This is a genomic window from Streptomyces sp. CG4, from assembly GCF_041080655.1.
Taxonomy (GTDB): Bacteria; Actinomycetota; Actinomycetes; order Streptomycetales; family Streptomycetaceae; genus Streptomyces.
This window is the reverse complement of the sequence record NZ_CP163525.1, coordinates 7,363,338-7,376,751: the sequence shown is the minus strand read 5'-3', so window position 1 is coordinate 7,376,751 and position 13,414 is coordinate 7,363,338. Positions and strand designations below refer to the sequence as shown.

Here is a 13,414-nt window from a genome sequence, read left to right as displayed (position 1 = left end):
GCCCACGGTCACGGTCGTCCCTACGGCCGTAGCCGCCACGGTCACCGCGGTCGTCCCGGCCGCGGAACCCACCACGGTCACCCCGGCTGTCGTCCCGGCGGAAGCCACCGCGGTCATCGCGACGGTCGTCACGGCGGTCGTCACGGCGGTCGCCGTAGCCACCACCACGATGGTCATCGCGCCGGCCGTGGCCGCCGCGGTCGTCCTCACGGCGGAAGGCGGGACGCTCCCCGCCGCGGTCGTCACGCCGGAAACCACGGTCGTCACGGCGGTCGTCCCGACGCGGCCCACGGTCATCCCGCTGGAACCCCGGACGCGGACCCCGGTCACCCTCACGACGGTCATCCCTACGGCCGTAGCCACCACGGTCACCACGGTCGCCGTAGCCGCCACCGCGACGGTCGTCCCGGCGGAAGCCACCGCGGTCATCACGCCGGTCGTCGCGACGGTCGTCGCGACGGTCGCCGTAGCCACCACCACGATGGTCGTCACGCCGGCCGTGGCCGCCGCGGTCGTCGTCACGGCGCAAGGCCGGACGCTCCCCGCCGCGGTCGTCACGCCGGAAACCACGGTCGTCACGGCGGTCGTCCCGACGCGGCCCACGGTCACGGTCATCCCGCTGGAACGCCGGACGCGGACCCCGGTCACCCTCACGACGGTCATCCCTACGGCCGTAGCCGCCACGGTCACCACGGTCGTCCCGGCCGCGGAACCCACCGCGGTCACCCCGATTGTCGTCCCGGCGGAAGCCACCGCGATCATCACGACGGTCATCACGACGGTCGTCACGGCTTCCGTCGCGACGGTCGCCGTAGCCACCACCGCGGTTGTCGTCGCGACGTCCGTAACCACCCCGGTCGTTGTCACGACGGTCGTTGTCACGACGGAAGCCGCCACGGTCGCCCCGGTAGCCGCCGCGGTCACCGCGGTCACCACTGTCCCGTCGGCGCTGGTCGCGCTCCGGTCGGTCGTCGGGAGAGTTGGTGGACATGGTGACTCCTGTCTTCGGTACCGCAAGCATTGTAAAAACAAAAGGACCCCTGGTCCCAGCTGAACGCTGGGACCAGGGGTCCTCCAAAGATTGTTCGGCGGTGTCCTACTCTCCCACAGGGTCCCCCCTGCAGTACCATCGGCGCTGTGAGGCTTAGCTTCCGGGTTCGGAATGTAACCGGGCGTTTCCCTCACGCTATGACCACCGAAACCCTAATGGTTTCGAGCGAACAAGCACACTTTGTAGTTATGCGTTCTGCTCTGAGCTGGCAACAGTCGTTGCCTCAGAACTAACACAGTGGACGCGAGCAACTGAGGACAAGCCCTCGGCCTATTAGTACCGGTCACCTCCACCAGTTACCTGGCTTCCAGATCCGGCCTATCAACCCAGTCGTCTACTGGGAGCCTTACCCCATCAAGTGGGTGGGAGTCCTCATCTCGAAGCAGGCTTCCCGCTTAGATGCTTTCAGCGGTTATCCCTCCCGAACGTAGCCAACCAGCCATGCCCTTGGCAGAACAACTGGCACACCAGAGGTTCGTCCGTCCCGGTCCTCTCGTACTAGGGACAGCCCTTCTCAAGACTCCTACGCGCACAGCGGATAGGGACCGAACTGTCTCACGACGTTCTAAACCCAGCTCGCGTACCGCTTTAATGGGCGAACAGCCCAACCCTTGGGACCGACTCCAGCCCCAGGATGCGACGAGCCGACATCGAGGTGCCAAACCATCCCGTCGATATGGACTCTTGGGGAAGATCAGCCTGTTATCCCCGGGGTACCTTTTATCCGTTGAGCGACGGCGCTTCCACAAGCCACCGCCGGATCACTAGTCCCGACTTTCGTCCCTGCTCGACCCGTCGGTCTCACAGTCAAGCTCCCTTGTGCACTTACACTCAACACCTGATTGCCAACCAGGCTGAGGGAACCTTTGGGCGCCTCCGTTACCCTTTAGGAGGCAACCGCCCCAGTTAAACTACCCATCAGACACTGTCCCTGATCCGGATCACGGACCCAGTTAGACATCCAGCACGACCAGACTGGTATTTCAACGACGACTCCACACACACTGGCGTGCATGCTTCACAGTCTCCCAGCTATCCTACACAAGCCGAACCGAACACCAATATCAAACTGTAGTAAAGGTCCCGGGGTCTTTCCGTCCTGCTGCGCGAAACGAGCATCTTTACTCGTAGTGCAATTTCACCGGGCCTATGGTTGAGACAGTCGAGAAGTCGTTACGCCATTCGTGCAGGTCGGAACTTACCCGACAAGGAATTTCGCTACCTTAGGATGGTTATAGTTACCACCGCCGTTTACTGGCGCTTAAGTTCTCAGCTTCGCCTGGACGAATCCAAGCTAACCGGTCCCCTTAACGTTCCAGCACCGGGCAGGCGTCAGTCCGTATACATCGCCTTACGGCTTCGCACGGACCTGTGTTTTTAGTAAACAGTCGCTTCTCGCTGGTCTCTGCGGCCACCCCCAGCTCACCGAGTAAATCGGATCACCAGGCGTGGCCCCCCTTCTCCCGAAGTTACGGGGGCATTTTGCCGAGTTCCTTAACCATAGTTCACCCGAACGCCTCGGTATTCTCTACCTGACCACCTGAGTCGGTTTAGGGTACGGGCCGCCATGAAACTCGCTAGAGGCTTTTCTCGACAGCATAGGATCATCCACTTCACCACAATCGGCTCGGCATCAGGTCTCAGACTTAATGGCGTGCGGATTTACCTACACACCGTCCTACACCCTTACCCCGGGACAACCACCGCCCGGGATGGACTACCTTCCTGCGTCACCCCATCACTCACCTACTACCAGATTGGTCCGGCGGCTCCACCACTTTCCATTCCCCGAAGGGTCCGGAACGGCTTCACGGCCTCAGCATCACTGGATTCGATGTTTGACGCTTCACAGCGGGTACCGGAATATCAACCGGTTATCCATCGACTACGCCTGTCGGCCTCGCCTTAGGTCCCGACTTACCCTGGGCAGATCAGCTTGACCCAGGAACCCTTAGTCAATCGGCGCACACGTTTCTCACGTGTGTATCGCTACTCATGCCTGCATTCTCACTCGTCAACCGTCCACGACTACCTTCCAGTGCCGCTTCACCCGGCAGACGACGCTCCCCTACCCATCACAGCACCCGTTGGGGCTTATACTGCAATGACACGACTTCGGCGGTACGCTTGAGCCCCGCTACATTGTCGGCGCGGAATCACTAGACCAGTGAGCTATTACGCACTCTTTCAAGGGTGGCTGCTTCTAAGCCAACCTCCTGGTTGTCTCTGCGACTCCACATCCTTTCCCACTTAGCGTACGCTTAGGGGCCTTAGTCGATGCTCTGGGCTGTTTCCCTCTCGACCATGGAGCTTATCCCCCACAGTCTCACTGCCGCGCTCTCACTTACCGGCATTCGGAGTTTGGCTAAGGTCAGTAACCCGGTAGGGCCCATCGCCTATCCAGTGCTCTACCTCCGGCAAGAAACACACGACGCTGCACCTAAATGCATTTCGGGGAGAACCAGCTATCACGGAGTTTGATTGGCCTTTCACCCCTAACCACAGGTCATCCCCCAGGTTTTCAACCCTGGTGGGTTCGGTCCTCCACGAAGTCTTACCTCCGCTTCAACCTGCCCATGGCTAGATCACTCCGCTTCGGGTCTTGAGCGTGCTACTGAATCGCCCTGTTCGGACTCGCTTTCGCTACGGCTTCCCCACCCGGGTTAACCTCGCAACACACCGCAAACTCGCAGGCTCATTCTTCAAAAGGCACGCAGTCACGAGAACGTGCAAGCACGTTCCGACGCTCCCACGGCTTGTAGGCACACGGTTTCAGGTACTATTTCACTCCCCTCCCGGGGTACTTTTCACCATTCCCTCACGGTACTATCCGCTATCGGTCACCAGGGAATATTTAGGCTTAGCGGGTGGTCCCGCCAGATTCACACGGGATTTCTCGGGCCCCGTGCTACTTGGGTGTCTCTCAAACGAGCCGCTGACATTTCGACTACGGGGTCTTACCCTCTACGCCGGACCTTTCGCATGTCCTTCGTCTACATCAACGGTTTCTCACTCGTCCCACGGCCGGCAGACCGCAGAAGAGAGATCCCACAACCCCGTATACGCAACCCCTGCCGGGTCTCACACGCATACGGTTTGGCCTCATCCGGTTTCGCTCGCCACTACTCCCGGAATCACGGTTGTTTTCTCTTCCTGAGGGTACTGAGATGTTTCACTTCCCCTCGTTCCCTCCACACTGCCTATGTGTTCAGCAGTGGGTGACAGCCCATGACGACTGCCGGGTTTCCCCATTCGGAAACCCCCGGATCAAAGCCTGGTTGACGACTCCCCGGGGACTATCGCGGCCTCCCACGTCCTTCATCGGTTCCTGGTGCCAAGGCATCCACCGTGCGCCCTTAAAAACTTGGCCACAGATGCTCGCGTCCACTGTGCAGTTCTCAAACAACGACCAGCCACCCATCACCCCACCAGAACATCCGGTGAGTGCACTGGGGCCGGCGACTGAGGAAAGGTTCGTTCCCTCAGACACCCAACAGCGTGCCCGACACGACCAGCCGACCAGATCAGCGTTCCACGCCCCGAAGAGCAGTACTAGCGCCTGGTCCATCCTGGACCGTGCCGAATAATCAACGTTCCACCCATGAGCTGACCACCGCCAGACATTTGCTGGCGTAGTGGCTCTGGCTGCCTTGCGGCAGCTAGATGCTCCTTAGAAAGGAGGTGATCCAGCCGCACCTTCCGGTACGGCTACCTTGTTACGACTTCGTCCCAATCGCTAGTCCCACCTTCGACAGCTCCCTCCCACAAGGGGTTGGGCCACCGGCTTCGGGTGTTACCAACTTTCGTGACGTGACGGGCGGTGTGTACAAGGCCCGGGAACGTATTCACCGCAGCAATGCTGATCTGCGATTACTAGCGACTCCGACTTCATGGGGTCGAGTTGCAGACCCCAATCCGAACTGAGACCGGCTTTTTGAGATTCGCTCCACCTCACGGTATCGCAGCTCATTGTACCGGCCATTGTAGCACGTGTGCAGCCCAAGACATAAGGGGCATGATGACTTGACGTCGTCCCCACCTTCCTCCGAGTTGACCCCGGCGGTCTCCTGTGAGTCCCCATCACCCCGAAGGGCATGCTGGCAACACAGAACAAGGGTTGCGCTCGTTGCGGGACTTAACCCAACATCTCACGACACGAGCTGACGACAGCCATGCACCACCTGTACACCGACCACAAGGGGGACCCTGTCTCCAGGGTTTTCCGGTGTATGTCAAGCCTTGGTAAGGTTCTTCGCGTTGCGTCGAATTAAGCCACATGCTCCGCCGCTTGTGCGGGCCCCCGTCAATTCCTTTGAGTTTTAGCCTTGCGGCCGTACTCCCCAGGCGGGGAACTTAATGCGTTAGCTGCGGCACCGACGACGTGGAATGTCGCCAACACCTAGTTCCCACCGTTTACGGCGTGGACTACCAGGGTATCTAATCCTGTTCGCTCCCCACGCTTTCGCTCCTCAGCGTCAGTAATGGCCCAGAGATCCGCCTTCGCCACCGGTGTTCCTCCTGATATCTGCGCATTTCACCGCTACACCAGGAATTCCGATCTCCCCTACCACACTCTAGCTAGCCCGTATCGACTGCAGACCCGAGGTTAAGCCTCGGGCTTTCACAATCGACGTGACAAGCCGCCTACGAGCTCTTTACGCCCAATAATTCCGGACAACGCTTGCGCCCTACGTATTACCGCGGCTGCTGGCACGTAGTTAGCCGGCGCTTCTTCTGCAGGTACCGTCACTTGCGCTTCTTCCCTGCTGAAAGAGGTTTACAACCCGAAGGCCGTCATCCCTCACGCGGCGTCGCTGCATCAGGCTTGCGCCCATTGTGCAATATTCCCCACTGCTGCCTCCCGTAGGAGTCTGGGCCGTGTCTCAGTCCCAGTGTGGCCGGTCGCCCTCTCAGGCCGGCTACCCGTCGTCGCCTTGGTGAGCCATTACCTCACCAACAAGCTGATAGGCCGCGGGCTCATCCTTCACCGCCGGAGCTTTCCAGCCTCCACGATGCCGTGGAGGCTCGTATCCGGTATTAGACCCCGTTTCCAGGGCTTGTCCCAGAGTGAAGGGCAGATTGCCCACGTGTTACTCACCCGTTCGCCACTAATCCACCCCGAAGGGTTTCATCGTTCGACTTGCATGTGTTAAGCACGCCGCCAGCGTTCGTCCTGAGCCAGGATCAAACTCTCCGTGAATGTTTTCCCGTGATCGGGATGAACACCACGAGAGCGGAACAGTCGGATGGAATGACCCGACCGTTCACAGCGTCCTCGCTGTGTTTTTCAAAGGAACCTCGACCATCGGAATGTTTCCGACGGACGGGGTATCAACATATCTGGCGTTGATTTTTGGCACGCTGTTGAGTTCTCAAGGAACGGTCGCTCCCTTTGTACTCACCCTCTCGGGCTTTCCTCCGGGCGCTTCCCTTCGGTGTTTCCGACTCTATCAGATCCTTTCGGCGTCCGATTCCCGGTCGGCGGGATTCGTCTGGGGGTTTTCGGCTTTCGCCGTGGCCCTTTCGACATTCACTACGTTAGCTCATTCTCTCGGCGACTCATAATCGAGTCTCGCGGCTTCGAATTCGGGCACACGGGCGCGCCGAAATCGACCCCGCAGAGGGGTTGTAGCTGAGTAGTGGGGGTGCCGCTCCGGCTGCAGGCGAGTGCCGTACCCGGTTCAGCGGCTCGGGATACATTACGCACCTTCTCAAGGCACGTCAACTTGAGCGGCGCTTCGGTACATGGGCCCGATAGGGGCTCACCGTCGGGTCGTTGGCCACCCAGTAGCGCCAGGGATGGACGTCGCCGTTCCCGCCTTCGCCGGCGACTCCGGTGCGGGGGCCGCTTCGTACCTGGTCAGCGGGTACGGGCGTACCGGTCAGCATCCGCAACGGAGTCTCGCCGGTGGTGCACGCGTCCGTACCGTCCAGGGCGCGATCGACTTCCAGGGCCGTCGCGAGGCGGGCCGGACCCTTGGCCAATTCCTTGTCGTTCCGGGCCGAAAGTCGTCGTTTGCGGGCCAGTTCGACCCCCTCGACAACCTCGCCGGCGCGGAGCAGCACGGCGCTCGCCCGGCCCTCGGGGCCGCAGACGAGGTTCATGCAGTGCCACATGCCGTAGGTGAAGTAGACGTACACGTGTCCGGGCGGACCGAACATCACCGCGTTGCGGGCGGTGCGGCCGCGGTAGGCGTGTGAGCCGGGGTCGTTTGGGCCGTCGTACGCCTCGACCTCCGTGAGGCGGAGGGCGATCGGGCCGTCGGGGGTCGTACGGACGAGGATGCGGCCGAGCAGGTCCGGTGCCACGTCGAGGACCGGGCGGTCGAAGAACTCTCGGGGCAGTGGCGTACGGTCCGGTGGCGCGATCATGCCGTCCGAGGGTAGTGCAGCCGGGACACCGGCCCGGCGGAACCGGTCAGAGGCGGAGCGCGTTTGTAGGGGTCGAGGGTCCTTCGTAAAGGGAGAGTCAATGGCGTTCAAGAAGCTGCTCGCGAGCCTCGGTGCCGGTGGGGCGTCGGTCGAGACCGTGCTCACCGAGGTCAATGTGGTGCCGGGCGGTGTCGTCCAGGGTGAGGTGCGCATCCAGGGCGGCTCCGTGAACCAGAGCATCGAGGGGCTGTCCGTCGGTCTGCAGGCCAAGGTCGAAGTGGAGAGCGGCGACCAGGAGTACAAGCAGGACATCGAGTTCACGAAGGTGCGACTGGGCGGTGCCTTCGAGCTGCAGGCCGGTGCCGTGCACGCGGTGCCGTTCGGTCTTGAGATCCCCTGGGAGACGCCGGTCACCATGATCGGTGGGCAGGCGCTGCGCGGGATGCACATCGGGGTGACGACCGAGCTGGCGATCGCGCGGGCCGTGGACTCCGGCGACCTGGACCCGGTCAACGTCCACCCGCTGCCGGCGCAGAAGGCCATCCTGGACGCCTTCATCCAGCTGGGCTTCCGCTTCAAGAACGTGGACATGGAGCGCGGTCACATCCGGGGGACGCGGCAGACGCTCCCCTTCTACCAGGAGATCGAGTTCTACCCGCCGTCGCAGTACCGGGGTCTGAACCAGGTGGAGCTGAGCTTCGTGGCCGACGAGCACGCGATGGACGTCGTACTGGAGATGGACAAGAAGCCGGGCCTGTTCAGTGAGGGCTCGGACACCTATCGCTCCTTCCAGGTGGGACAGCACGACTGGCAGGGGACCGACTGGGCGGCTCATCTGAACCAGTGGCTGTCCGAGGTCGGCAGCAAGCGCAACTGGTTCTAGGCTCGGGAACTGCTGGTTCCAGATCATCGATCAGGAGGTACCGAGGTGACCGAGCTCAAGCGGCGGCCGCTCCCCCACGACTTCCATCCGCCCGTGCCGTCGTTCACCGTGACGAGCGCGGACGTCGCGGAGGGTGCGACGCTCAAGAGCGCCCAGGTCTACGCGGAGGGCAACACCTCTCCGCAGCTGCGCTGGGCGGGCTTCCCGCCCCAGACCAAGAGTTTCGCCGTGACCTGCTACGACCCCGACGCGCCGACCGGCAGTGGGTTCTGGCACTGGGTCCTGTTCGACATCCCGGCCTCCGTGACGGAGCTGCCGGCGGGTGCGGGCAGCGGCAAGTTCGAGGGCCTGCCCGAGGGCGCGGTGCATGTGCGCAACGACTACGGGTCGAAGGACTTCGGCGGTGCCGCACCGCCGCCCGGGGACGGGCCGCACCGGTACGTCTTCACGGTGTATGCGGTGGACCAGGAGAAGCTCGGTCCGGATGCCGATGTCTCGCCCGCCGTCGTCGGTTTCCATCTGCGGTTCCACGCGATCGCGCGGGCCCAGCTCATCGGTGAGTACGAGAATCCCGCGCAGGGCTGAGCGCAGCGCCGCGATTCAGCCGAGCGTTCATTGAACGTTTGCCCGCCTCCGGTCTTGGACGTGATCGGAGGCGGGCATTTTTTATTGCGTTGTCCATCTCGGCGCGCCCGTACAGAGTTGATCCCAGCCCGCCGGGGGTGGGCAGGTGCGCACGGGAGGTGGGCTGGAATGCGGGACACGCTGGTTCTGAATGCGAGCTTCGAGCCGCTGTCGACGGTGACGTTGAATCGAGCCGTCGTTCTGGTGCTCCAGGACAAGGCCGTCGTCGAGCAGGCCCATCCCGAGCTGCGTATGCGCGGTGCCGATGTGGACATACCCGCGCCTCGGGTGATCAGGCTGTGCAGGTATGTACGGGTGCCATTCCGAAGACAGGCGCCGTGGTCGAGGCGGGGTGTGCTGGTCCGGGACCGGCACCGGTGCGCGTACTGCGGGCGCAGGGCGACGACCGTGGACCATGTGGTGCCGAGGGCGCAGGGTGGGCAGGACACGTGGCTGAATACGGTGGCCGCGTGTGCGGAGGACAATCACCGGAAGGCCGACCGGACTCCCCAGCAGGCCGGTATGGATCTTCTTCGGGAGCCGTTCGAGCCGACGCCGGCCGATGCGATGCTCTTGGCTTTGGGGCGGGAGGACTTCGATGCGCTTCCTGAGTGGCTTGCTCGAGATGCTGCCTGATCGTCTGCCGAGTTCGCCGTGGCGGCGGCTGCAGGATGTCTTTGGTTGATCGCGCCCACGCGGCGGAGTCGCATATTGATACGTCCCCGCGCCCTGAGGGGCGCGGGGAATCCGGCGTTTTCCGGTAGCCCTCAGTCGATGTTCGGCTTTTCCCAGCGGTCCGGGCCGTTGTTCTGGGGCGGGACGGATTTTCCGTTGTTGCCCGAACCGCCGCCCAGGGAGCCGAAGTTGCCCATGGCGCCGGAGAGGCCCTTGAGGGCGTCGCCGATTTCGCTGGGGACGATCCAGAGCTTGTTGGCGTCGCCCTCGGCGATCTTCGGGAGCATCTGGAGGTACTGGTAGGAGAGGAGCTTCTGGTCCGGGTCTCCGGCGTGGATCGCCTCGAAGACCGTACGGACCGCCTGGGCCTCGCCCTCCGCGCGCAGGGCGGCGGCCTTGGCCTCACCTTCGGCGCGCAGGATCTGGGACTGCTTCTCGCCCTCCGCGGTGAGAATGGCGGCCTGGCGCGTACCTTCCGCGGTGAGGATCGCGGCGCGCTTGTCACGGTCGGCGCGCATCTGCTTCTCCATCGAGTCCTGGATGGAGGTCGGCGGCTCGATGGCCTTCAGCTCGACGCGGTTGACGCGGATGCCCCACTTGCCGGTCGCCTCGTCGAGGACGCCGCGCAGAGCTGCGTTGATCTCCTCGCGGGAGGTCAGGGTGCGTTCGAGGTCCATGCCGCCGATGATGTTGCGGAGCGTGGTGACCGTCAGCTGCTCGATCGCCTGGATGTAGCTGGCGACTTCGTAGGTGGCCGCGCGGGCGTCCGTCACCTGGTAGTAGATGACCGTGTCGATGTTGACGACCAGGTTGTCCTGGGTGATCACCGGCTGGGGCGGGAACGGTACGACCTGTTCGCGCAGGTCGATGCGGTTGCGGATGGTGTCGATGAACGGGACCACGATGTTCAGGCCCGCGTTCAGGGTGCGTGTGTAGCGGCCGAAGCGCTCGACGATGGCTGCGCTGGCCTGTGGGATGACCTGGATGGTCTTGATCAGGGCGATGAAGACCAACACCACCAGAATGACCAGGACGATGATGACCGGTTCCATCGTGCTCCCTGTACCCCTCTCCGCCTCGGCAGATCCCGTACCTGTAGAAGATCTTGCTGGTCGAGTCTGACAGACTTCGTCCAACTCGTGGGCCGGATGCCTCAGATGACGATGGCGGTGGCCCCTTCGATGTCCACGACGTCCACCTCCTGGCCCACCTCGTAGGCGCGGCCGGTGTCGAGGGCGCGGGCCGACCAGATCTCTCCGGCGAGCTTGATACGGCCGCCACCGCCGTCGACGCGTTCGAGGACGACGGCCTGTTTGCCCTTCAAGGCGTCGACACCGGTGGCGAGTTGGGGGCGTTGTCTGCTGTGCCGGGCCGCGATGGGGCGGACCACGGCGATGAGCGCGACGGAGACGACGACGAACGTGAGGACCTGGAGCACGGCGTCGAAGCCGAGTCCGGCCACGACGGCGGCCGCGACGGCTCCCACCGCGAGCATGCCGAATTCCGGCATCGCGGTGACCACGAGGGGGATTCCGAGCGCCGCCGCGCCGACGAGCCACCACACCCATGCGTCGATGTCGTTCACACGGTCATGGTAGGGCCGCGGTCGGGCGGCGGACAGGGCGCGAGGCGAAGCGCCGAGGGGGGTCAGGACAGGGGCAGTCCCTGGGCGGTCCAGCGGTCGCCGACCTGTTCGACGACGAGCGGGAGGCCGAAGCAGCGGGAGAGGTTGCGGGAGCTCAGTTCGAGCTCGATCGGACCGGCGGCGAGGACCTTGCCCTGGCGGATCATGAGGACGTGGGTGAAGCCCGGGGCGATCTCCTCGACGTGGTGCGTGACCATGATCATCGAGGGGGCGATGGGGTCGCGGGCGAGCCGGCCGAGGCGGCGGACCAGGTCCTCGCGGCCGCCGAGGTCGAGGCCGGCGGCGGGCTCGTCGAGCAGGAGCAGCTCGGGGTCGGTCATCAGGGCGCGGGCGATCAGGGTGCGCTTGCGCTCGCCCTCGGAGAGGGTGCCGAACTTCCGGTCGAGGTAGTCGCTCATGCCGAGGCGGTCGAGGAAGGCGCGGGCGCGCTGCTCGTCGACCTCGTCGTACTCCTCGTGCCAGCCGGCGGTCATGCCGTAGGCGGCGGTGAGGACGGTCTGGAGGACGGTCTGGCTCTTGGGGAGCTTCTCGGTCATGGCGACGCCGGCCATGCCGATGCGCGGGCGCAGATCGAAGACGTCGATCTTGCCGAGGGTGTCGCCGAGGATGGTGGCGGTGCCCTTGCTGGGGAAGAGGTAGCTGGAGGCGACGTTCAGGAGGGTGGTCTTGCCGGCGCCGTTGGGGCCGAGGATGACCCAGCGCTCGCCCTCCTTCACCGACCAGGAGACCTGGTCCACGAGAGCCCGGCCCTCGCGGACCACGGATACGTCCTGAAGCTCCAGAACATCGCTCATGAGCGCGTTGTCTCCCCTTGCAGTGTGCCGGTGTCGGCCGTCGCGTACGCCAGTGGGTGGTCCGCCGCGCCGGTGGACGCAGCCCCCTCATGAAATCTACGCCACGAGTACGCCGCTCCATTCCTTCGGTCCGGTCCTTAGGGTGGAGGCATGCTCTCGGAACCGCGTTCAGGACGCCTTGCCGCTTGGGGAAATGCCCTTTTGGCCGGACTTGTCTCACCGGATGACGCCGTGCTCGCCATTGTGGCCGAGGACACGGTGCACCGGGTGGAGGGGCTGCCCGGGGAGTCCGCACCGGTCGGGCTCACGCTCGCGCTGGGGCGGCTGCGGACGCTGGGGGTGACCGGCCTGCGGGTGGCGCTGCCCGCACCGGGGCATCCGCTGGGCCTGAGCGGGCCGCCGGAGTTCAATGCGCGGGCTCTGGACGCCGAGGAGGCGGTGGTCTGCTTCGGGGCCGCGTTCGGCCTGGTGCCCGAGGTGTACGAGGCCGGTCCCGCCGGTGATGTACATGCCGAGGTGGTCTGGCACGTGCTGCCGGTGCGGGAGGCTCCGCCCGCCGATGTGCCGTCACTGGGCGAAGCCGAGCGGGAGCTGGCGGAGGCGCTGCGCGAGGCGACCCAGGTGCTGTCGAAGCTGGACGTCGCCGGGTCGGGGCCGGTGGCGGAGGCGGCGATCGACGCGTACCGGGCGCGGGCCGAGCGCGGGCGCGAGGTGCTGGCGCCGGGTTATCCGCCGCGTGCGGTGCGGGTGTTGGAGCTGGCGCGGCGGGTCGCCCTGCTGGTGTCGCTGGCGTACGACAACGGGCACGGGGCGGCGGTCACGTCCGCGGAGATGGCCGCCAGGTCCGAGGCGCTGCGGCCGGTGGAGCGGACGGCCCGGCGGGCGCAGGTCGCGGCCTACAACTCGATTGTGGAGGAGCGGGAGCGAGGAGTCCGCTGAACGACCCCGTACTCAAGCGCCGGACGGGCTGTTCTTCGCCCGGCCGGCGCCGAGAAGTGGACCTCAGTGGTTCTCAGCTGTTGACGCCAACGTTGCCGATGGCGGGGTTCAGCACGCCGATCACGCTCGCGGTGTTGCCGACCACGTTCAGCGGGACGTGCACCGGGGCCTGGACGAGGTTGCCCGAGACAACGCCCGGGGAGCTCTGGGCGCTGCCGCAGGCGTGGGCGCCCTCCGTGGCGGAGGCCATCCCCGCTCCGGCGGCCACCAGGCCACCGGCCACCATCGCCACGGCCGCGACCTTCTTCAGGTTCTTCACTTTCCAACCCCTCCTAGACATTCACCGCGGCGGTTCGCCGCAGCACGCACTGGAGAACGGCGGATATCGTCGGATGGATGCGCCATCCGGGGGACTTTCCCACGACGGTATG

The 13,414-nt window shown here is 64.3% G+C and carries 10 protein-coding genes and 3 rRNA genes; 5 read left to right on the top strand and 8 right to left on the bottom strand.

The window, feature by feature from the left end:
- Positions 1-169: 169 nt before the first annotated feature.
- Positions 170-1,054 carry a hypothetical protein gene (locus tag AB5L52_RS33710; protein WP_369369094.1) on the top strand — a complete coding sequence of 295 codons (885 nt, stop codon included), beginning with the start codon at positions 170-172 and terminating at the stop codon, positions 1,052-1,054.
- Between the two features lie 29 nt (positions 1,055-1,083).
- On the opposite strand, the gene rrf is transcribed toward AB5L52_RS33710, so the two are convergent.
- The 4 genes from rrf to AB5L52_RS33690 form a co-directional block, all read right to left on the bottom strand.
- Positions 1,084-1,200: ribosomal RNA gene (rrf, locus tag AB5L52_RS33705) — 5S ribosomal RNA — on the bottom strand.
- Positions 1,201-1,304: 104 nt separating this feature from the next.
- Positions 1,305-4,421, bottom strand: a 23S ribosomal RNA gene (locus AB5L52_RS33700).
- Between the two features lie 304 nt (positions 4,422-4,725).
- Positions 4,726-6,251 (bottom strand): 16S ribosomal RNA (locus AB5L52_RS33695).
- The 16S, 23S and 5S rRNA genes sit together here, the layout of an rRNA operon.
- 521 nt (positions 6,252-6,772) lie before the next feature.
- Positions 6,773-7,423, bottom strand: a complete 651-nt coding sequence (locus AB5L52_RS33690; RefSeq protein ID WP_351031270.1) for a DNA-3-methyladenine glycosylase — start codon at positions 7,421-7,423, stop codon at positions 6,773-6,775.
- Positions 7,424-7,523: 100 nt separating this feature from the next.
- Between AB5L52_RS33690 and AB5L52_RS33685 the strand changes: the two genes are divergently transcribed.
- From AB5L52_RS33685 to AB5L52_RS33675, 3 genes are all read left to right on the top strand, one after another.
- A complete protein-coding gene (locus AB5L52_RS33685) occupies positions 7,524-8,306 on the top strand; it encodes a sporulation protein (RefSeq protein WP_369367503.1) in 783 nt (260 codons plus the stop codon).
- Between the two features lie 45 nt (positions 8,307-8,351).
- Positions 8,352-8,891 carry a YbhB/YbcL family Raf kinase inhibitor-like protein gene (locus tag AB5L52_RS33680; RefSeq protein ID WP_351031274.1) on the top strand — a complete coding sequence of 180 codons (540 nt, stop codon included), beginning with the start codon at positions 8,352-8,354 and terminating at the stop codon, positions 8,889-8,891.
- Between the two features lie 168 nt (positions 8,892-9,059).
- On the top strand, positions 9,060-9,566 hold the full coding sequence (locus tag AB5L52_RS33675) for an HNH endonuclease (protein ID WP_351031277.1): 507 nt from the start codon (positions 9,060-9,062) through the stop codon (positions 9,564-9,566).
- Positions 9,567-9,697: 131 nt separating this feature from the next.
- Here the strand turns inward: AB5L52_RS33675 and AB5L52_RS33670 are convergent, their stop codons facing one another.
- From AB5L52_RS33670 to AB5L52_RS33660, 3 genes are all read right to left on the bottom strand, one after another.
- The gene (locus AB5L52_RS33670) at positions 9,698-10,657 is read right to left on the bottom strand and encodes an SPFH domain-containing protein (RefSeq protein ID WP_351031279.1); all 960 of its coding nucleotides are present in this window, start codon (positions 10,655-10,657) and stop codon (positions 9,698-9,700) included.
- A 101-nt stretch (positions 10,658-10,758) separates the two neighbouring features.
- Entirely contained in the window at positions 10,759-11,190 is a 432-nt protein-coding gene (locus tag AB5L52_RS33665) for an NfeD family protein (protein WP_351031281.1), read from the bottom strand.
- A gap of 62 nt (positions 11,191-11,252) precedes the next feature.
- Positions 11,253-12,044 (bottom strand): ABC transporter ATP-binding protein, encoded by a 792-nt coding sequence (locus tag AB5L52_RS33660; RefSeq protein WP_351031284.1) that lies wholly within the window; start codon positions 12,042-12,044, stop codon positions 11,253-11,255.
- 150 nt (positions 12,045-12,194) lie between these two features.
- Between AB5L52_RS33660 and AB5L52_RS33655 the strand changes: the two genes are divergently transcribed.
- The gene (locus tag AB5L52_RS33655; RefSeq protein WP_369367502.1) at positions 12,195-12,983 is read left to right on the top strand and encodes a hypothetical protein; all 789 of its coding nucleotides are present in this window, start codon (positions 12,195-12,197) and stop codon (positions 12,981-12,983) included.
- A gap of 73 nt (positions 12,984-13,056) precedes the next feature.
- On the opposite strand, the gene AB5L52_RS33650 is transcribed toward AB5L52_RS33655, so the two are convergent.
- Positions 13,057-13,302, bottom strand: a complete 246-nt coding sequence (locus AB5L52_RS33650) for a chaplin (protein ID WP_369367501.1) — start codon at positions 13,300-13,302, stop codon at positions 13,057-13,059.
- Positions 13,303-13,414 lie beyond the last annotated feature (112 nt).